The sequence below is a fragment of the Actinoplanes aureus genome (assembly GCF_015704865.1).
Lineage (GTDB): Bacteria > Actinomycetota > Actinomycetes > Mycobacteriales > Micromonosporaceae > Actinoplanes > Actinoplanes aureus.
This window is the reverse complement of the sequence record NZ_JADQTO010000001.1, coordinates 272469-291346: the sequence shown is the minus strand read 5'-3', so window position 1 is coordinate 291346 and position 18878 is coordinate 272469. Positions and strand designations below refer to the sequence as shown.

Below are 18878 nucleotides of genomic sequence, written 5' to 3'. Positions count from 1 at the left end.
TCATGAGGTTCCGGGTGCTCGGGGCGGTCCGGGCGTACGCCGAAGAGGGCTCGCCGGTCGCCCTGGGTGACCGGCGCCGGGCGCTGCTCGCCGCCCTGCTCGCCCGGGCCGGCCGGGTCGTGCCGGCCGATCGCCTGGTGGACCTGCTCTGGCCGGAGGATCCGCCGGCCGATCCGGCCGGCTCGCTGCACAGCCAGATGTCGCGGCTGCGCCGGGCCCTGCCCGGAGTGCGGATCGACACGGCCCCGCCCGGCTACGTGCTCCGGGTCGAACCCGACGAGATCGACGCGGGCCGTTTCGACCGGTTGGTCGCCGCGGCCCGGGACACCGACGACGCCTGCGACCTGCTGTCCGAGGCGCTGGGCCTGTGGCAGGGTCCCGCGTACGCCGGATTCGCGGACACCGAGATCGCCCGGCTGGAAGCCATCCGCCTGGAGGAGGCCCGCCTGCACGCGGCCGAGGCCTGGCATCGGTCGCTGCTCGCCGCGGGCCGGCCGGAACAGGCGCTGCCCGAGCTGGAGGCGTTCGTCGTCGCGCATCCCCTGCGCGAGCAGGCCCGGGACACGCTGATGCGCACCCTGTACGCGCTCGGCCGGCACGCCGACGCCCTGGAGTGCTACCGCCAGTACGCCACCCGGCTTGCCGACGAGCTGGGCCTCGAACCGTCCGCGGCAATCCAGCAGACCCGGCTGCGCATCCTCCGGCAGAACCTGCCCGGCTCGCCGGCACCGGTCGCCCCGTTGTCCGCGCTCCAGGCCCGCTACCTGTCCGTCCCCGGCGGCCGGACCGTCGCGGCGGCCTCGCTGGGCGACGGCCCGCCGCTGATCGCGGTGCCCGGCTGGGTGTCCAGCATCGACGTCATCGCCTCCGGCCGCGACCCTCGCTCGTCGCTGCTGCAACGCCTGGTCGGGCACACCGCGGTGACGGTCTACGACCGGTACGGCACCGGCCTGTCCCGCGGTCCCGTCGACGACTTCGGCCTGGACGCCGCCGTCGACGAGCTCGCGGCGGTCGCCGAGCACGCCGGCGCTCCGGTGCACCTGCTCGCGATGTCCGAGGCCGGCCCGCAGGCGGTGGCTCTGGCGGCCACTCGGCCCGAGCTGGTCAGCCGGTTGATCTTCTTCGGCACGTACGCCAGCGGCCCGGCCACCTTCCTCCGCGCGGACCTCAACAACGCGCTCGTCACGATGGTGCGTACGCACTGGGGCCTCGGCTCGAAGCTCTTCGCCGGCCTGTTCCGGCCGGACGCCACCGACGACGCCGCCCGGCACCTGGCCGAGGTGCTGCGCGACTCGGCCGACCGGGACGTGGCGGCGTCATACCTGGCAACGGCGTACGACGTGGACGTCTCGCACCTGCTGCCCGAGGTCCGGCAGCCGGCCCTGGTCCTGCACTACCGCGGCGACCGGGTGATCCCGTTCGCCGGTGCACGGCAGCTGGCGACCGGGCTCCCGGACGCACGGCTGACCGCGCTGGACGGGCCCTACCATCTGCCGGACGTCGCGGACCTCGACCGGGTAGTGACCATGATCGACGAGTTTCTCCGGGACTGAGGCTCTCCTATTTCTCCAGGCCCAGATAGCTGACGTCGGTGGCCAGGGCACGCAGCCGCTCGACCGGGTCCGGCACGAGACGCCGCGACCGCCGGTCCAGCAGCCCGGCGACCCCGGTCACCCGGGCCACCGGCGTGCCGTCGATCCGCGTGTAGTCCTGCTCCACCTGGAACGTCTTACCGCCGTTCCACAGGAACCGGCAGCTCACGTCCACCTCGTCCCCGGCCCGCAGTTCCCGCAGGTAGCGGATCGTGGTCTCCAGCACCACCGGACCCACTCCCGCGCCGACCATCACCTCCGGGGTGAGGCCCGCCGCGATGAAGCACTGCCAGCGCGCATGCTCGCCGTACTGCAGGTAGACGGCCTGGTTCACATGTCCCTGAAGGTCGAGCTCGTAGCCACGCACCGCGATCCGTACCTGAAACAAGTCAGCCATCGCCCGATCCTGTCACCGAAGTTATCCACAGGCAGCACCCACCTTCCTCTGGCTCGCGATACGCTCACCGCCCATCCATGGAGATCTGTCGATGACATGGGGTGACGATGACGGCCGGCTTCCTAGACCCCGACGACGCTGCGGACTATCTGCACGACTGGACGGCGAAGATCGACCGGAAAGCCGCTGACACCCAGGCGGTGAGTGACCGCCTCGGGCGCCTACGGGTCAGCGCGGAGGACGGCAACGGCCTCACCGAGGTGACGATCGACTCCGCGGGCGCGCTGGTCGACATCCGCTTCAGCGAGCGCATCCAGCGGGTCGCACCGGAAGCCGTCGCCCGGGCCGTGCTGGCCGCGCACCGAGCCGCCCGCCGGACAGCCGGCGAACGCACCCGTCAGATCGTCGCCGACACGCTGGGCAGCGATTCGCCGGCCGCCCGCGCCATCGTCGAGCGGATGGAGAGGTAGGTGGCGGACGGCTTCACCGCGGACGCTCATCAGATCCGGGCGCACGCTGACAAGATCGACGCGGCGCAGCACCGGCTGGCCGCCATCCGCGCCGCCGGGGCGGCCATCACCCAGGACGATGCGGCGTACGGGCGACTGTGCGCCTGGATCTCCGGGATCCTGGAGCGCCGTCACCTACGTCAGGGCGAGTTGCTGGCCTATGTGGAGGAGAACCTGCGCCTGGCGACCGATGCTCTGATCAGCACCGGTCACGCGTACGCCGAGGTCGACGACGCCGCGGCAGACCGCATCCGCCGCGCCGGCCGGGTCTGAGCCGATCGGATGTCGCTCGCCGAAAGCTTTCAAGGCCTGCACCAGAGCGTCAGCGGCGGCGGCTGGATGGCACCCGCCCTGGCCGGCGGCGCGGTCCCGCTGCAAGCTGCGGCGACCGTGCTGGACCCGTTCGGCGCCCTGATCGCCAACGGTCTCGGCTGGGCGCTGGAGTACTTCGAACCGCTCCGCGAGATCCTCGACGGCCTCGCCGGCATCCCGGACCGGGTCACCGCCCACGCCGCGGCCTGGCAGCAGATGGCCGGCACGCTGCAGTCGATCGCCGATGATCTCGACTCGTGCCTCACCCTCGACGTGCCCGACTGGCAGGGTCCGGCCGCCGAGGCGTACCAGACGCTGATGGCCAACAACGTCGACGCCCTGGACGGCCTCGGCGTCCTGGCCGCGACGATGGGCGCGGCCACCGAGGCCGCCGGCAACCTGGTCACGCTCACCCGCGAAATCGTCCGCGAGCTGATAACCGACCTGGTCGGCCGAGTGATCGTCTGGGCCGCCGAGGCCCTGCTGGTGATCACCATCCCGGTCGTCGCAGCCCAGATAGCGGCCGCGGTGTCCAAGTGGGCGGGCCGCATCGTGAGCTACACGACCGCGCTGATAACCAGCCTCACCAACCTCACGGTCCTCCTGGACGGCTGATGCCGAAGGCAGGCGGACGCAGGAAGCAGCGCAGACCGGCTGAATCGGTGCGTGACGGCGAAGTACAGGTAGACGAGGCCGCGCACGCCGGCCGCGTGACGGACATAGGCGGAAATACACAGGTCAATCCCTCGATCACCCGAAAGACCGGCCTGGTTGGCGGAAAGCCGCTGGGTCCTCGAGCCAAGATTGACCCCAATGACGACGCGGAGGTTCGCCGGTCGAACGAAATGGAGAACTCGGGAGCTGCCGCACTAGCCGATTGCGGCTACCAGATCAAGCAGAAGCCGACGCTGGAAGAGGTCGCCGAGGCTCGTCGCGAGAGCGGTGACACAGGCAGTCCAAGGAAGAGACCAGACTACTTGTTGGAGGGACGGGTCTTCGACTGTTACGCACCTACGAAGCCGGACAAGGATGTTCGCGGAATCTGGACACAAGTCCTGGAAAAGGTCGTCAAGAGACAGACACAGCGGGTGGTCGTGAACCTGGAGGATTGGAGAGGTGAGATGCCTGCCCTCCGCCAACAATTCAAGGACTGGCCGATTGCTGGCCTCAAAGAGGTCAAGGCCATCACGCCCGATGGCGATGTCGTCCAGATCAATCTTCCCCGACAAGAATGAGAGTTCGGCGCATGTCGCTTGATTGCCGGTTGACTCTAGCCGGGAAAACAACCTTGGAGCACCTGGCTCAGCGGGCGCTGCCGGACCTGGATGAGCGTCCGACCGGCGATCCGCTGCTGTTGTCGGCAGACCTTCACGACCGCTACGGGTTCGACGTCGATGTCTACGCCGGCGAACACGGTTACATCGACGTGGTCTCCGACCAGGGCTCGTGGGTGTGGAAACCGGAGAGCTATGTCTCCGTCAGTTTCGACCTGGACACCTCAGCGGGTTTCGGACGTCTGGTCACCAACATGCTGACGATTGTGCGGCGGGTGCTAGACACCGGGACTGAGGATGCCGCCTTCATCTTCAACGGCGACATTCTGCTGCTGACTCGCTTTGACGGTGTGCTGGTCAAGCATCGCCGGGACAGCTGGTGGAACCACTACCCCGGCGCCAACGAGGCGTTGCCGGGCTGAGGTTGAAGCCATCGCTGTCGTTCGGATTCCGCTCTCGCGGGTATCTCCTATGTGGAGGTGGTTCGATGAGCGGAAGCCGTCCCGTTATCGGCCTGGCCTGTGCCGTGCAGTTCATCGACGTCGTCGGTGTAACCGTGCTCGCCGTCGCACTACCCGCCATCCAGCACGACCTGCGGCTGAGCCCGGCCGAACTCTCCTGGGCCGCCGCCATCTACGCACTGGCTTTCGGCGGCCTGCTGATCCTCGGCGGCCGGGCCGCCGACCTCGTCGGCCGGCGGCTGATGTTCGTCCTGGGCAACGCCGTCGTGGTAGCCGGCTCAGTGCTCTGCGCTGTCGCGAACGACGCCGCCGTCTTGCTCGCCGGCCGCGCCCTACAGGGCATCGGCGCCGCCGCATCGGTACCGGCCGCGCTCGCCTCGATCCTCGCCGTCGTGCCGGTGGGCCCGAGCCGCGGCCGCGCTCTGGGCCTGTGGACCATGGCCGGCGCGGTGGGCGGCGTCTCCGGTTTCGTTCTCGGCGGGGTGGTGACCGAGTTCCTCGGCTGGCGCTGGCTCTTCGTCATGGTCGCGGCCGTCGCGCTGGTCGCGGCCGTCGCCGCGCCGCCGGTGCTGCCGGCGGATCGGAACCGGCGTGACCGGCAGCCCTTGGACATCTTGGGGGCGACCCTGATCACCGGGACCGCGTTGCTGGTCATGATGGGCCTGCAACGTGCCGAGTCCGACGGCTTCACCGCCGTCTCCTTCTGGCTGCCCCTTCTCCTGGCTCCGGCCGTCGCCACCGGCTTCGCCATGTGGGAACGGCGTGTCCCGGCCCCGCTGGTACCGCCCCACCTGTGGTCGATGCCGACCTTCCGCCTGGGCGCCGGTACCGCGTTCGCGGTAACCGCGACAACAAGCGGTTCCAGCATCGTCACCATGCTGTTCCTCCAGGACGAGCTGCACCTGTCACCGGGCCGAAGCGGCACCGTCTTCCTTCTGCTGAGCGGAGCCGTGGCAGCCACCTCCCTGGCCGCACCCGCCGCCGTGCGCAGCCTCGGCACTCCCCTCACCATGGCCGCCGGCTTCGCCGTAATCGCCGCCGCCATGTTCACCCAGGCCGTCGGCGCATCCCTCCGCAGTCTCCCGGTCTTCCTACTCGGCCTGGTACTGACCGGCGCCGGCCTGGGCCTGGCCTCAGTAGCCTCAACCACACACGGCACCACCGGCGCCGACGAGACAACTTCCGGCGTAATCGGCGGCCTCCTGAACGCCGCCGCCCAAATAGGCACCGCAGTGGGCATCGCAGCCTTGCTGACCACCACGACCACGTGGCCCAACCCCGAAAACGGCCCCCAGGCCGCCTACGGCCTGGCCGCACTCACCTGCCTCGCAGCGGTGGCAGCAGCCACCCGATCCGCCCACCGAGACCACCAACAGGCAGAACGAACAACCACCACCGCACCCGAGTAAGCGCACCCACGTCCCGGGCACCCTCAGCGACTCGCTGGTGGACATGGCGCCTCAGGCCGCCCGCCCACGGCGCCAGACACAGGCACGCAAAGGACCCCGATGGGCAAGGGCGCCGAAGGCGCCGATGCACGATGGCGCCGAAGGCGCCGAGCAAAGCCGGAACCGAAAAACCCCCGCAACCACCGGCAGCGGGGGTGCGGGTGGCGAAGCCCCCGCTACGCGCGACGAAGTCGCGCTGAGAATGACGAGCGCCCCCGGTCCGCGCATTTTGCGGACAGGGGGCACCCAAAGCTCGTGGGCGATACTGGGATCGAACCAGTGACCTCTTCCGTGTCAAGGAAGCGCGCTCCCGCTGCGCCAATCGCCCTGGCATTTGCTTCCTGAGCTGGGCTCACTAGCAAGCCTGCGCTCGTTGAAAGCTTTGTGCGAGGTGGAGACGGGATTTGAACCCGTGTACACGGCTTTGCAGGCCGTTGCCTCGCCTCTCGGCCACTCCACCGAGGTGGCCCCGTGTGGCGGGCCGCTTCGAGCGGACGACGGGATTCGAACCCGCGACCCTCACCTTGGCAAGGTGATGCGCTACCAGCTGCGCTACGTCCGCGTGTCTTCGGGATTCCCCGGCGACGGAGGAAACATTAGCTTGTCGGCGATGCGCACGCCAAACCGGGGTACCCCGGCGTGTCGTGACCTGCGGTAAGGCTTGCGGCGAAGATGGGGCAATGGAGATCCGGCAGATCACTGCGGCCGAGCGGCCGGCGACGATGTTCCCGCTTCAGGCGTACGCGTTCATGCCTTCCCCCTGGTCGCAGGTGGAAGCGGAGACGTATCGCCGGCGGATGCGGTTTTTCGACACGGCCGTCAATCTGGTCGCTGAGGAGGGCGGGGAGACGCTGGCGGGGGTTTCCGCGCTGCGGATGCGGCAGAACGTGCGTGGCCGGGTGCATGACATGGCCGGTGTGGCGTCGGTCGCCGCGCACCCGTCGGCTCGCCGGCGGGGGCTGGTTCGTGAGCTGGTGACCCGGCTGTTGCGCCAGACCCGGGACGAGGGATGCTCCGTGAGCAGCCTCTACCCGTTCCGGCCCAGCTTTTACGCGAAGTTCGGCTTCGTCGGGATCCCGCGGCGGCGGACCACGGTGTTCGCTCCGGAGGGGCTCGCCGAGCTGTTGCGTGCTGACCTGCCCGGCGAGGTGGAGCGGCTGCCGATGCGGGACGGTTTCGAAGCCTTTGACGGATTGACCCGGCGGCTGCTCGTGGAGCGGCACGGGTTCGCGGTCTTCGACCACGTGCGTGCGGCGGAGTTCCGTGAGGATCACGTGTGGGTGGCGGTGGCCCGGTCCGGCGGGGAGGTGGTCGGCGCGCTGCGGTACCGGATCGATCGGCACGGTGGTGACCTGGTCGGTGAGGAACTGCTGACGACCGGTTCGCTCGGCCGGGCGCTGCTGCTGGGTTTCCTCGCCCGGCACGTCGACCAGGTGGCCCGGATCGTGCTGACGGTCGGCACCGACGACGTACCCGAACTGTGGGGCACCGATCTTTCGGCGGTCACCGAGGGCAAGGTCGACTATCCGCGGGACAACGCTCCGATGGCCCGGGTTCTGGACGTCCCGGCGCTGGCCGGCACCCCGGTCGGCCGGGGCGCGATCACCGTGGAGATCGTCGGTGATGACCTGATCGGCGGTGTCTGGTCGCTTTCCGCGGATGACGGCCGGCTCGACGTCACGAAGGGTGGCACCCCGGCCGCAACGCTCACCGCCGCGGGCTTCAGCGGACTGGTCTACGGCGTGCTCGATCCGGTCGAGGTGTTCACCCGCGGTCTCGGCGATCTGACAGCGGACGCCGCGGGCCCGCTGGGTGACCTCTTCCCGAAGCGGATGCCGTATCTGTACGCCGACTTCTAGGAGGCCGCGATCGGGAGGCCGGGTGAAGTGAAGGCCCGGCCGTCGTCGGTGACGGCGGCTGACTCGTACCCGTCGGCTACTCGCTTGGCCAGCCAGGTCAGGCCGGCTTCGCCCATGGCGAGCGCCGCCGTCGCGTACGCGTCGGCCAGGGCCAGGTCCGGGCCGACTACGGTGACCGACCGCAGGCCGCTCGCGGGCGTTCCGGTGCGCGGGTTGAAGACGTGCGCGCCCCGCTCGTACGTCCCCGAGGTGGCCACCGCCCCATCGGTGAGCGACAGCACCCAGCTGAACTTGTCCGCCTCCCACGGGTGCCGGACACCGACCCGCCACGGCCGGCCGCCGGGGCCGCTCCCCCGCATCCGGATGTCCCCGCCGGCGCCGATGTAGTGCCGCCGCGAGCCGGCGAGCGCGAGCCGCTGCGAGGCCACCTCGACGGACCAGCCCTTCACATAGCCGGACGGGTCGAGAGGCCCACCGGCGTACGCGTCGAAGTAACCGTCGGTGTCCATCCACAGTTCGGCGCACCGGTTCAGGACCAGCCGCAGGTCCGGTGAACAGTCGTCGAACGCGATCTCGCCGCGCCGGAAGCGGCACACCTCGCTGTCGTCCTTATAGGTGCTGAACCGCGCGTCGACCTCGTGCAGCCAGGCGCAGGTCGAGGCGACCAGGTCCGCCAACGAGGAGGCGGGCAGATCGTCGGCCAGTTCGATGCTGACGACCGTACCCATGACCTGCTCGACGTGGCGCACGAACCTGGACCCTACGCGCCCGCCTTGTCCAGCGCAGCCTGGAGCGACTCGACGTAGGACTGGCTGGTGAAGGTGGCGCCGCTGACGGCGTCGACGTCGGCGCTCTGCGCCTTGAGGGTGGCCTGGCTGAGCTTGTTCACGGCGTTCGGGTTGATCGTGCCGCTGAAGCCGTTGTTCGGGTACGTCGCGTCCGCCGCCGTGATCTTGCCGCCGCCGCCGACCTTGATGGTGACCTGGACCGTGCCGTACGGGTTCTGCACAGCCTTGCCCTTGAAGGTGCCGGACTTGAGTCCCGCCTCCTCCTTCTCAGCGGGAGCATCCTGCGCCGGAGCCTTGGACTTCTTCCCCGACGGCTTCTTGGTGGCCGAAGGGGCAGGCGCCGCCTCCGGCTCGTCCTGCTCCTGCGCGACCGGAGCAGGAGCAGCCACCGGCGCGTCCGGCGGCTGCACGCTCAGGCGGACCCCGAGGATCAGGGCCGCACCGGTGAGGGTGCCGACGGCTGCTGCGGTACTACGTCGCATGACGGAGACTCCCAGGTCGTAGAGGGGCTGTGCGGGCTAGAACTCAGAATTCGAACGGGTCGAGGTGGAGCTGGCTGTCCGGCACGTCGAGCTGGCGCAGGGTGTCCACCGCGGCGTTCACCAGTCCGGGCGGGCCGCACAGGTAGACGTCGCGCCGGTTCACGTCCGGCACCAGGCCGCGCAGCCCGTCGGGCGTGAAGAGCCGCTGCGGGCCGGGGTCGGTACGGGAGCCGACGATGTAGCGCACCCAGGCGTCCCGCTGCTCGGCCAGTTCCTCCAGCTCGGCGCGGAAGACCAGCTCGTCGGGCCGGCTGGCCCGGTAGATCACGATCGTGTCCGGCGGCATGTCCTCGAGCAGGGCCCGGATCGGCGCGATGCCGCTGCCGCCGGCGATGAGCAGGGCCCGCCGCCGGGTACGCCGCTGCGCCGTGAACGTGCCGAACGGTCCCTCAGCCCAGACCGGGGTGCCCGGGCGCATGGTGGACAGCTTGCGGGTGTGCCCGCCGGCGATGGTGACGGTGAGCCGCAGCCACTGCGAGTTCGGGGCGGCCGACAGCGAGAACGGGTGCGACTGCCACCAGCCGTTGGCGGTCAGGAAGCGCCAGCGCATGAACTGGCCGGCCTGCGCGGGCAGCCGGTCGAGCCGCTTGCCGTCGATGTAGATGGAGAACGTGTTGGCGCCCTCGCCGACCACCTCGGCGACGGTGAACCGGTGCCGGGCGTTGAGCCAGAGCGGCTCGACCACGCGGCCCCAGAAGAGCGCCGAGAGCGTCAGGCAGCCGAGGGCGGGCCAGAAGACCGAGGCGAACTTGCCGCTCATGTCGGCGCCGGCCGCCATCTGGTGGCCGTAGCCGAGGAGCAGCACGCCGTAGCTGGTCAGGTGGATCAGGTGCCAGAGCTCGTACGGCAGGCGGTTGCGCATGAACCGGATCGAGACGACCGCGATGAGGACCAGCATGCCGGTGGCCACCGTCGCGCTGATCATCTCCGGGAACGTGGTGATCACGGTCCAGGCCTGGTCGACGACGCCGGTGTCCGCGGTGAGCGCGTAGCCGTACACGATGAAGACGATGTGCGCGACCACCGCGGTGAGCAGCGTGGTGCCCAGCCAGCGGTGCCAGATCAGCAGGTCACGGGAGCCGACCCACTCCTCCAGCCAGGAGACGCGGCTCATCATCAGCAGCTGGATGAAGAGCAGGTAGCCGCCGACCAGGCCGGTGATCCGACCGGCGGCGAGCATCAGGCTGGTGGTGTCGCTGACCGCGCCGGCCTGCGTGTTGAAGAGCCAGAGCGCGATGCTGGTCGCCAGACCGGAGAAGAAGAGCAGCACGGTGAGGAGGCGGTTGCCGCTTGTCGCCTCGGCCGGCGGACGGTCGTCCGGGATCGGCACGCCGGTGCCGGCTTTCCAGCCGGTCGGGTCGGTGAGCGACTCGACCACGATGTCGCCGCGCCGGTAGGGGTCGGGGTCGGCCGGCTCGTACGGCTCCTCGTACTGCGGGTACTGCCCGGAGCCGGACTGCGGCCAGGCCGGCAGGGACGGGTTGTCCCAGCTCGGCCGCGCGTCGGTCCGAAGACTGGAGAAGTATCCGTCGTCGTCGGGCAGCTCGCGCTGATCCTGGAAGGCCGGTATGGCCATGTCCTCACCTGCTCAGCAGTCGTCTCACGGCGTCTGCCACCCCTGCGGCTGACGTGACGGCCCGGTCGGCGGAGAGGCCGTCAAAGACCTGTACGCGCACGACCGCCGGTTGGCTCAACATGATCCGGAAAATCTCGCCATCCGGCCGCGGGATAGGTTCACCGGGTGCGTACCGACGATGTGGTCACGGTGGTCGGCCTCGGTGCCGGCGGGTGGCCGGACCTTTCCGGTACGAGCCGGAGCGCGCTCGCCGCGGCCGAGGTGGTGTTCGGCAGCACCCGGCAGCTCGGCCTGCTCCCGGACGAGGTCGCCGCACGCCGTGTCCCATGGCCGTCCCCGCTGGTACCGGCGCTGCCCGGGCTGCTGGACGCGGAACGCGGCCGGACCGTGTGTGTGCTGGCCAGCGGGGATCCGATGTTCCACGGGATCGGTTCGACGCTGATCCGGCTGCTCGGGGCGGACCGGATCCGGGTCCTGCCGCACCCGTCGTCGGTGTCCCTCGCCGCGGCCCGGATGGGCTGGGACCTGGCCACGACGGACGTGGTGAGTTTGCTCACCGCGCCGGTCCCGGCCGTCGCGCGGTGGCTCAATCCCGGGCGGCGTCTCCTGATCCTCTCCCCGGGTGCGAAAACCCCCGCTGAGGTCGCGGAACTCCTCACCGGGCGCGGATATCCGGACGCCCGGGTGACCGTTCTGGAACAGTTGGGCGGCCCCGGCGAACGGATCGTCGACGGCCGGGCCGGCGAGTGGGCGTTTCCGGACGGCGACCCGCTCAACGTGATCGCGGTGGAGTGCGGTGAGGGGCCGCCGGCCTCGCACCTGGCCGGACTCGACGACGACGCGTATGCCGGCGACGGCCAGCTGACCAAACGAGAGGTACGCGCGGTCACGCTCGCCGCTCTCGCGCCCCTCCCCGGGCAACTGCTCTGGGACGTCGGCGCCGGTTCGGGCAGCATCGGCATCGAGTGGATGCGCGGTCACCCCGCGTGCCGGGCCATCGCGATCGAGTCCTCCGCCGACCGGGTCGCCACGATCTCCGCCAACGCCGCCAAGCTCGGCGTACCCGGTCTGCGCGTCGTACACGGCCGCGCGCCGGAGGCCCTGCACGACCTGCCCCAACCGGACACGATCTTCATCGGAGGCGGCTTGACCCGCGACGGAGTTCTGGACCGCTGCCTGGCCGCGCTGCGCCCGGGTGGCCGGCTGGTGGCCAACGCGGTCACCGTCGAGTCCGAGGCGGTGGTCGCGGCGGCGTACGCCAAGCTCGGCGGCGAGCTGACCCGGATCACCGTGCAGCGCGGGTCGCCGGTGGGCGGTTTCACCGGCTGGCGCTCGTTCATGCCGGTCACGATCTGGTCGGTGGTGCCGCGATGACGGTGCACTTCATCGGTGCCGGGCCGGGGGCAGCCGACCTGATCACGCTGCGCGGGCACCGGCTGATCGCCGCCTCCCCGGTCTGCCTGTACGCGGGCAGCCTGGTCCCGGCCGAGCTGCTGGAGGCCTGCCCGCCCGGTGCCCGGCTGGTGGACACCGCGAAACTCACCCTGGACGAGATCGTCGCCGAGATGGTCGCCGCCCATGCGGCCGGGCAGGACGTGGCCCGCCTGCACTCCGGAGACCCGTCGGTGTTCAGCGCGGTCGCCGAGCAGATGCGCCGGCTGGACGCGGCTCAGGTGCCCTACGACGTGACTCCGGGCGTACCGGCCTTCGCGGCGGCGGCCGCCTCGCTGGGCCGGGAGTTCACCGTGCCCGGGGTGGCACAGACGGTCATCCTGACGCGTACCTCGGAACGCGCCACCGCCATGCCGCCCGGCGAGGACCTGGCGACGCTCGGCGCCAGCCGGGCCACCCTGGTGCTGCATCTGGCGGTTCAGCGAATCGAGGCGGTGGTCGCCGAACTGGTCGGCAACTACGGCGTGGACTGCCCGGTCGCGGTGGTCGCCCGGGCCAGCCGGCCGGACGAGCTGATCGTCCGCGGCACCCTCGCGGACATCGCGGCCCGCGTCCAGGACGCCGGGATCAGACGCACCGCCGTGATCGTGGTCGGGGCCGCGCTGACCGCGGCGCACTTCCCGGACAGCCACCTCTACTCGGCGGACCGCTGCCGCTCGTAAGGGGTCGTAAGGGAGCCAGGTCGTGAAAGAGCTCAGGGTGCTGCTGCTCGGCGGGACCACCGAGGCCCGGCAACTGGCCGGGCTGCTGGTGGCGGACGGGCACACCGTGATCAGCTCGCTCGCCGGGCGGACCAGCGACCCGTTGCGCCCGGCCGGCGAGATGCGGGTCGGCGGGTTCGGCGGGGTGGACGGGCTGGCCGGCTATCTGCGGGACGAGCGGATCGACGTGCTCGTCGACGCGACCCATCCGTTCGCGGCGACGATCACCCGGCACGCGGTGGAGGCAAGCCGTGCTTCGGGCGTACCCCGCATGGTTGTGCGCCGGCCGGGCTGGACCGCCGCGCCGGGCGACGAGTGGCACCGCGTCGCGTCGCTCGCCGAGGCCGCCGCCCAGCTGCCCGCGCGGGGCCGCCGGGTGTTCCTGACCACCGGGCGGCAGGAGATCGCGGCCTTCGCCGCGGTGGACGAGTGCTGGTTCCTGGCCCGCTCGGTGGAACCGCCCACCGGTCCCGCGCCGCGGTGTCTCTCCGTGGTGCTGAACCGGGGCCCGTTCACCGTCGAAGGCGAACGGCAGCTGATGACCGGCCACCGGATCGACGTGCTGGTCACCAAGGACAGCGGCGGCCCGGACGCCAAGCTGGCGGCCGCCCGGTCGCTCCGGATTCCGGTGCTGATGGTCGACCGCCCCCCGGCGCCGCCCGGTACCATCCTGACCTCTCCCGGCGAAGCCTTGGCGGCTCTCCGCCGGCTTTCTCATCGGTACGCGTAACCGCCGGGTCCCCGCTCTCCCCCGCGACCTTCAGCCACGCGAGGCCGCAACGCGGCCGCCGGGCCCATGCAGCCACTCCCGCTACACCCGAGCGCAAGCGCAGAAATGCGACACCGCCGGGAGGAGCGCGACCGGCCGCATCGGTGCGAGGCTCGGGTCATGTCGGTCCGCGCGTTGCATGCCGAGCTGAACGCCGTGCGTGCGCTGGTGGGCGACGGGCTGGCCGAGGTGACCGGCGCGGCGGGTGATCCGGGCCAGTTCTGGATTCGTTCGGCGTGTGCCCGGCTGACCGCTCTCGACGGCGTCCTGGTGGAGGCCGCCGGCGGCCTTGCCACGCCGGTGATCGCGGCCGCGGCGACGGTCGTCTCGTTCGGTGCGGTGGCGCTCTCCGCGGCTCTCGCGCAGGCCGCCGGTCTCAGTGGAATCGCCGTCCTGGTCGTGGTCGGCCTGGTGCTGGTGACACTGCTCGGCGCGGCGTCCCGGATGAGCCGGCGACTGCGCGTCGCGCTCGGCCGGCGACGGCTGGACCGGGCCGGCACGCCGCCGCTCGGCGCGCGGCCACACGACGCCTCCGCCCACGTCGGACTGATCGTCGTGCCGGACGCGCTGCTACGCGCCCGGGTCCGGCTGGTCTCGGCCACGCTGCGCCAGGCCGGTTCCCGGCATTGGACGGTGCCGGAGTTGCGCACCGCCGCCCGTACCGATCCGCTGCGCCGCCTGGCACACGCCGACCTGCTGCTCTGCCAGGCGATCGACTGCCTGGAGCGCTATCTCGACGATCTCGCCAAGGAGTGGCCGTGACCCGGGACGACCCGTTCTCCGGCAGCGGCATCGCACGCCGGCTGTTCCGGATGGATCGGGAGCTGGAGTCGGTGGTTCGTGACGCGCAGTGCCGGGACTGGGTGGCGGACCGCCCGGACCGGGTGGGTTTCGCGCGGCTCGGGCAGGTCCGGCACGAGGTGTTCACCGCCGCCCGGCGCTACCGGGTGGCCGTTCCGCGCGTGGACGTGGCCGAGTTGCTGCTGATGACCGTGGTCGCGGTGGCGGTGCCGGTGGTTCTGGCGCGGTGGAGCGAGCATCCGTTGTTCCTGGCCGCGGCGTTCGTCGCGGGTGGCTGGGCGGCGCTGGCGGGCCGGGCCGGTTGGCGCCGGCTGCGCCGGTTCCGGGCGCGGACCGCACGAGTGGGTCCGGCGGCGATCGACGACCCGTACCTCTACGCCGGGCTGCGCCGTCGGATCGAGGCCTGCGCGGTGGCCGCCCGCGCCGACGGATCGCATCGCCGGCGGGTGGCCGCCACCGACCTGGAGTACGCGCTGGACTGGCTCGCCGCCGCCCAGGACGAGCTCCCGCGCGGGGCGTGACCAGCGCCACTGTCACGTCCCGCGGAGCCGCCTCGTCCCTGCCACGGAAGATCGGCGACAGGACGAAGGAGCACATCATGAAGGTCGTTGTGGCGGGCGGCACCGGGCAGACCGGCCGGCTGCTGATCGAGGCACTGCGCGCCCGGGGTCACGAGGCGGTCCCGGCCGCACGCTCGACCGGGGTGGACGCGTTCACCGGCGACGGGCTGGATGCCGCGCTCGCCGGCGCCGACGTCGTGGTCGACGTGACCAACCCGGTGTCCCGCGAGGAGCGGGCCACCACCGAGTTCTTCCGGGTCACCTCGGAGAACCTGACAGCGGCGGAGGGCAGGGCCGGGGTACGCCATCACGTCGTGCTCTCCATCGTGGGCCTGGAACGGGGCTCGGAGCTGCCGTACTACCGAGCGAAGCTGGCTCAGGAGGCGGCGGTCCGGACCGGTGGCGTGCCGTACACGATCGTCCGGGCCACCCAGTTCTTCGAGTTCATCCCGGACGTGCTGATCCCGGCCAACACCGACGGTGACGTGGTGCGACTGGCCCCGCTCCGGATGCAGCCGATCGCACTCTCCGACCTGGTCGGGATCCTCGTGGAGATCGCCGAGTCGGCGCCGGTGGACGGCACTGTCGAGGTGGCCGGACCGGAGGTGCTCCTGCTGGACGAGGCCGGCCGGCAGCTGGCCGCGCCGGGACAGCGGGTGACCAGCGACGGCCGGCCGTACTTCGGCGCCGACATCCCGGTGGACGCGCTGGTGGCCGACCCGTCCGCCCGGCTCGGAACGACCACTTTCGCGCAGTGGCGGGCGGCCTAGCCCTTCGTCTTGAAGGTGCTCCGGTACGCCTGCGGGGTGGTGCTGAGCCGCTGGGTGAAGTGGTGCCGCAGGGTCTGCGCGCTGCCGAACCCGGCCCGGCTCGCGATGGCGTCGACGCCCAGGTCGGTCTCCTCCAGCAGACGGCGGGCCAGCAGCACACGCTGGCCGGTCAGCCAGTCGTGCGGGGTGGCGCCGGTCTGGGCGCGGAACCGGCGAGCGAACGTACGCGGAGCCATGTGCACCGCCTCGGCCATGCTCTCCACGGTGTGCTCCCGGTCGAGGCTGCCCAGCAGGCGGTTGATCAGCGGTTGCAGCGTCTCGCAGCTGACCGAGGAGGAGATCGGCGTCTCGATGAACTGGGCCTGCCCGCCGTCCCGGTGCGGCGGCACCACCATCCGCCTGGCCAGGGTCGCGGCCACCTCGGAACCCTGCTCCTCCCGGATCAGGTGCAGTCCACAGTCGATCGCCGCCGCGGTGCCGGCGCTGGTCACGACGTTGTCGTCGACCACGTAGAGCACGCCGGGGTCGACCTTGGCGTTCGGGTAGCGCCGGGCCAGCTCGTCGGTGTGCCGCCAGTGCGTGGTGCAGCGCCGGTCGTCGAGCAGGCCCGCCTCGCCGAGGGCGAACGCTCCGGTGCAGACGCTCATCACCCACGCGCCGCGGGCGTGCGCCCGGCGCAGCACGTCGAGCACCTGGGCCGGCGGCTGGCGGATGTCGTTCGGCACGATCACGACCAGGTCGGCGCTCTCCGCCGCGGACAGGTCGTGGCTGGGCGTGATGGCGAACCCCGCGTGGGTGGGCACCGGACGACCGTCCACGCTGCACACGGCGAACTCGTAGCCCGGCAGACCGTCCGCGGTCCGGTCGTATCCGAAGAGCTCGCAGAGGACTCCGAGCTCGAAGACCGCCACCTCGGGCATCGCGATCACAGCGACACTTCGCAACATGCGGACAGCCTAGCCCGAGGTTGGCAGTTTTTTGAAGATGTATGGCATTCCTGCCACTGTCCGATGAGCTCGCGCAGCGCGACGCTAGAGCCATGGAAATCGCAGCGGTTGTCTTCTTCGTCCTACTATTGATCGCTTCCCTGGCGGGCCTGACCACGGACAGCCGGGACAGCGCCGACTGGAAGCCCACCCATGACGGCTTCCGGGTGACTTGATCGAGAAACCGCCGGACCGCCCACGAACACCGGCCCGGCGGTTGATCTCCCGTGCTAACCGACCAGTCCTCCGGTGAGGATGGAGGACGGCCGCGGAGCCACGACCGGCGGCAGCTGCTTACCGGTCGCCGACAGCACCTTCGCGTCGGTGTCGGCGGGCAGCTTCTCCCGGAACGGCTGGCGCGCGTCGCGGCAGACCGTGCCCTTGGCCGGCAGCTTCCCGGTCAGCAGGTAGCGGTCGATCGCGTTCGTCGCGCAGACACCCGTGCCGTACGCGGTGTGCCCCCAGTTGTTGCTGGCCAGCAGCCGCGAGTTCGGCAGCAGCCGGCTCGACGAGACCGACGCCCGGTAGTTGGTCGCGGGGTCCCAGTAGTTGCCGACCAGCAGCACCGGCTTGGCGGTCCGCCGGTTGAACGGACCCCGGTACGAGTCCTCGTCGCGGACGGTCCACGTGCTGCTCGCGCACTGAACGTCGATCCAGCCCCAGGCCCGGCCGAAGTACGGCGCCGCTTTGTCCCGGGCCGCGGTCTTCGCCGGCCAGCTGCTCGCCTTCTTCGGGTGGTTGCCGTCGGTGCAGATGACCGCGCTCTGCGCCTCGAAGCTGTTGTCGTACGGGAAGTCGTACCCGACCGACTTGGCGGCCTTGATCCGCTTGAGCACCGCGGCCTTCGCCGGTGCGGCCGCCGCGCCACCGTTCTGAAGCGCCGAGATGTCCGCGGCGAGCTGCATGACGTTCTCGCCGGCGTAGTCCGAGTACAGCATGCTCAGCGTCGCACCGACGAAGTCCGCGTACGTGACCTTGTAGGTGCCGAACTCGTCCCGGATGACCAGCGGCTTGGCCTTCAACTTCGCCGTGATCGCCGCGTAGTTCCGGGCCGGGTTGCCGGCCGAGAACGGGCAGAACTCCGCACCGGCCTGGTCACAGCGCTTGAAGATCTCCACCAGCGCCTTGTACGCCCCGTCCGAGGAGCGCATCCGGGCGTCCAGGATCTGGCCGGCGCCCTTGCCCGAGCCGACCCACTGGCGCGGGTCGATGTTGCCGTCCGCCACGATCGCCCGGAACCGGTCCGGGAACATGTTCGCGTAGTACTGCCCCAGCGCGGTGCCGTAGCTGAAGCCGAGGTAGGTCAGCTTCTTGTCGCCGACCGCGCGGCGCATCAGCTCCATGTCCCGCGCCACCTCGGCGGTCGACATGGCGCCGGAGATCGGCTTGCCGGTGGTCGAACAACCCTTGCCGAACGCCTGGGCGGACTTGATGTACTTCGCCTTCTCCGCCTTGGTGTACGGGAACGCCACGTTCATGCCGTTGAAGACGCGGGTCTGCTCCTTCACCGACTTGAAGCACTTCACGTTGGCGCTGGCACCGACGCCGCGCGGGTCCACGCCGACGACGTCGAAGCGCTCGAGCACGGACTCGCTCAGGAAGTACGGCGCGGCGAGGGCGAACGAGGTGGCCGATCCGCCCGGGCCACCCGGGTTCACGAACAGGCTGCCGATCTTGCGCTTCTGGTCCTTCGCCTTGATCCGCAGCAGCGCGATCTCGGTCTTCGCGCCGCCGGGGTTGTCGTAGTCGAGCGGCACCTTGACGGTGGCGCACTGGGCGACCTGGTAGCACTTGTACCAGTCCAGCTTCGGCGTCTTCAGCCGGTCGACGCGGCGCTTCTCGGCCGCGCTGGTGGTGGCCGCCTTCGCCGCGGCCGCCGTTGCGGCGGGTGTGATCGTCACCGGTGCCGCCGCGGCAGCCGGGACGGACGCGCTCGCGGCCAGGACGATGCCGGCGGCAGTGCCGGCGACCAGCAAGCGCGATGGTGGAAGTCGCATATAAGCCCCCCTCGTCTTCAGGCCCGCATCGTAGGAGGCCGATGCACGCGCCGGAAACGGCGAATCCCCCATTCGGGAAACCCG

General features: G+C 70.9%; 21 protein-coding genes and 3 tRNA genes. 15 read left to right on the top strand and 9 right to left on the bottom strand.

Annotated features, from left to right (window positions below; all coding sequences use genetic code 11):
* Positions 1-2 precede the first annotated feature (2 nt).
* On the top strand, positions 3-1553 hold the full coding sequence (locus tag I4J89_RS01355) for a bifunctional AfsR/SARP family transcriptional regulator/alpha/beta hydrolase (RefSeq protein ID WP_196411926.1): 1551 nt from the start codon (positions 3-5) through the stop codon (positions 1551-1553).
* A gap of 7 nt (positions 1554-1560) precedes the next feature.
* Here the strand turns inward: I4J89_RS01355 and I4J89_RS01350 are convergent, their stop codons facing one another.
* Complete coding sequence (locus I4J89_RS01350; RefSeq protein ID WP_196411925.1) at positions 1561-1989, bottom strand: acyl-CoA thioesterase; 429 nt, start codon at positions 1987-1989, stop codon at positions 1561-1563.
* Positions 1990-2096: 107 nt separating this feature from the next.
* On the opposite strand from I4J89_RS01350, the gene I4J89_RS01345 reads away from it, so the two are divergent.
* From I4J89_RS01345 to I4J89_RS01320, 6 genes are all read left to right on the top strand, one after another.
* Positions 2097-2459, top strand: a complete 363-nt coding sequence (locus tag I4J89_RS01345) for a YbaB/EbfC family nucleoid-associated protein (protein ID WP_196411924.1) — start codon at positions 2097-2099, stop codon at positions 2457-2459.
* Positions 2460-2771 (top strand): hypothetical protein, encoded by a 312-nt coding sequence (locus I4J89_RS01340; RefSeq protein ID WP_196411923.1) that lies wholly within the window; start codon positions 2460-2462, stop codon positions 2769-2771.
* Between the two features lie 9 nt (positions 2772-2780).
* Complete coding sequence (locus tag I4J89_RS01335) at positions 2781-3425, top strand: WXG100 family type VII secretion target (RefSeq protein ID WP_196411922.1); 645 nt, start codon at positions 2781-2783, stop codon at positions 3423-3425.
* Positions 3425-4045 carry a CdiA C-terminal domain-containing protein gene (locus I4J89_RS51910; RefSeq protein ID WP_373688084.1) on the top strand — a complete coding sequence of 207 codons (621 nt, stop codon included), beginning with the start codon at positions 3425-3427 and terminating at the stop codon, positions 4043-4045. Before I4J89_RS01335 ends, I4J89_RS51910 begins: the two co-directional genes overlap by 1 nt.
* 11 nt (positions 4046-4056) lie before the next feature.
* On the top strand, positions 4057-4506 hold the full coding sequence (locus tag I4J89_RS01325; RefSeq protein ID WP_196411921.1) for a SitI3 family protein: 450 nt from the start codon (positions 4057-4059) through the stop codon (positions 4504-4506).
* A 65-nt stretch (positions 4507-4571) separates the two neighbouring features.
* Positions 4572-5954: an MFS transporter gene (locus tag I4J89_RS01320; protein WP_196411920.1), complete on the top strand. Its 1383-nt coding sequence runs from the start codon at positions 4572-4574 to the stop codon at positions 5952-5954.
* Positions 5955-6249: 295 nt separating this feature from the next.
* On the opposite strand, the gene I4J89_RS01315 is transcribed toward I4J89_RS01320, so the two are convergent.
* The 3 genes from I4J89_RS01315 to I4J89_RS01305 form a co-directional block, all read right to left on the bottom strand.
* Positions 6250-6321 (bottom strand) — tRNA-Val (locus I4J89_RS01315).
* Positions 6322-6382: 61 nt separating this feature from the next.
* Positions 6383-6453, bottom strand: a tRNA-Cys gene (locus I4J89_RS01310).
* A gap of 29 nt (positions 6454-6482) precedes the next feature.
* Positions 6483-6555: transfer RNA gene (locus I4J89_RS01305), tRNA-Gly, on the bottom strand.
* Between the two features lie 118 nt (positions 6556-6673).
* Here I4J89_RS01305 and I4J89_RS01300 point away from each other — a divergent pair.
* Positions 6674-7852: a GNAT family N-acetyltransferase gene (locus tag I4J89_RS01300; RefSeq protein WP_196411919.1), complete on the top strand. Its 1179-nt coding sequence runs from the start codon at positions 6674-6676 to the stop codon at positions 7850-7852.
* Here I4J89_RS01300 and I4J89_RS01295 read toward each other — a convergent pair.
* The 3 genes from I4J89_RS01295 to I4J89_RS01285 are packed head-to-tail and all read right to left on the bottom strand — an operon-like array spanning position 7849 to position 10758.
* Entirely contained in the window at positions 7849-8580 is a 732-nt protein-coding gene (locus tag I4J89_RS01295) for an FAD:protein FMN transferase (RefSeq protein ID WP_196412220.1), read from the bottom strand. The two genes, I4J89_RS01300 and I4J89_RS01295, sit on opposite strands and share 4 nt — an antisense overlap.
* A 32-nt stretch (positions 8581-8612) precedes the next feature.
* Entirely contained in the window at positions 8613-9122 is a 510-nt protein-coding gene (locus I4J89_RS01290) for an FMN-binding protein (RefSeq protein ID WP_196411918.1), read from the bottom strand.
* A 43-nt stretch (positions 9123-9165) separates the two neighbouring features.
* A complete protein-coding gene (locus tag I4J89_RS01285; RefSeq protein WP_196411917.1) occupies positions 9166-10758 on the bottom strand; it encodes a ferredoxin reductase family protein in 1593 nt (530 codons plus the stop codon).
* 165 nt (positions 10759-10923) lie between these two features.
* On the opposite strand from I4J89_RS01285, the gene cbiE reads away from it, so the two are divergent.
* The 6 genes from cbiE to I4J89_RS01255 all read left to right on the top strand — a co-directional run bounded on the left by cbiE (position 10924) and on the right by I4J89_RS01255 (position 15811).
* Positions 10924-12132 (top strand): precorrin-6y C5,15-methyltransferase (decarboxylating) subunit CbiE, encoded by a 1209-nt coding sequence (gene cbiE, locus I4J89_RS50745; RefSeq protein ID WP_196411916.1) that lies wholly within the window; start codon positions 10924-10926, stop codon positions 12130-12132.
* Entirely contained in the window at positions 12129-12872 is a 744-nt protein-coding gene (gene cobM, locus I4J89_RS01275) for a precorrin-4 C(11)-methyltransferase (protein WP_196411915.1), read from the top strand. Before cbiE ends, cobM begins: the two co-directional genes overlap by 4 nt.
* Positions 12873-12894: 22 nt before the next feature.
* Positions 12895-13641, top strand: coding sequence for a cobalt-precorrin-6A reductase (locus I4J89_RS01270; protein ID WP_196411914.1), 747 nt, complete (start codon positions 12895-12897; stop codon positions 13639-13641).
* A gap of 159 nt (positions 13642-13800) precedes the next feature.
* Positions 13801-14442: a hypothetical protein gene (locus I4J89_RS01265; protein ID WP_196411913.1), complete on the top strand. Its 642-nt coding sequence runs from the start codon at positions 13801-13803 to the stop codon at positions 14440-14442.
* Positions 14439-15002: a hypothetical protein gene (locus I4J89_RS01260; RefSeq protein WP_196411912.1), complete on the top strand. Its 564-nt coding sequence runs from the start codon at positions 14439-14441 to the stop codon at positions 15000-15002. Before I4J89_RS01265 ends, I4J89_RS01260 begins: the two co-directional genes overlap by 4 nt.
* Positions 15003-15079: 77 nt before the next feature.
* Complete coding sequence (locus I4J89_RS01255) at positions 15080-15811, top strand: SDR family oxidoreductase (RefSeq protein ID WP_196411911.1); 732 nt, start codon at positions 15080-15082, stop codon at positions 15809-15811.
* Here the strand turns inward: I4J89_RS01255 and I4J89_RS01250 are convergent.
* Entirely contained in the window at positions 15808-16758 is a 951-nt protein-coding gene (locus I4J89_RS01250; RefSeq protein ID WP_196411910.1) for a GlxA family transcriptional regulator, read from the bottom strand. The genes I4J89_RS01255 and I4J89_RS01250 overlap by 4 nt on opposite strands.
* A gap of 92 nt (positions 16759-16850) precedes the next feature.
* Here I4J89_RS01250 and I4J89_RS50740 point away from each other — a divergent pair, with 92 nt between their 5' ends.
* Complete coding sequence (locus I4J89_RS50740) at positions 16851-16973, top strand: hypothetical protein (RefSeq protein WP_255521516.1); 123 nt, start codon at positions 16851-16853, stop codon at positions 16971-16973.
* Between the two features lie 54 nt (positions 16974-17027).
* Here I4J89_RS50740 and I4J89_RS01245 read toward each other — a convergent pair whose 3' ends face one another.
* Positions 17028-18794 carry an alpha/beta hydrolase gene (locus I4J89_RS01245; protein ID WP_196411909.1) on the bottom strand — a complete coding sequence of 589 codons (1767 nt, stop codon included), beginning with the start codon at positions 18792-18794 and terminating at the stop codon, positions 17028-17030.
* Positions 18795-18878 lie beyond the last annotated feature (84 nt).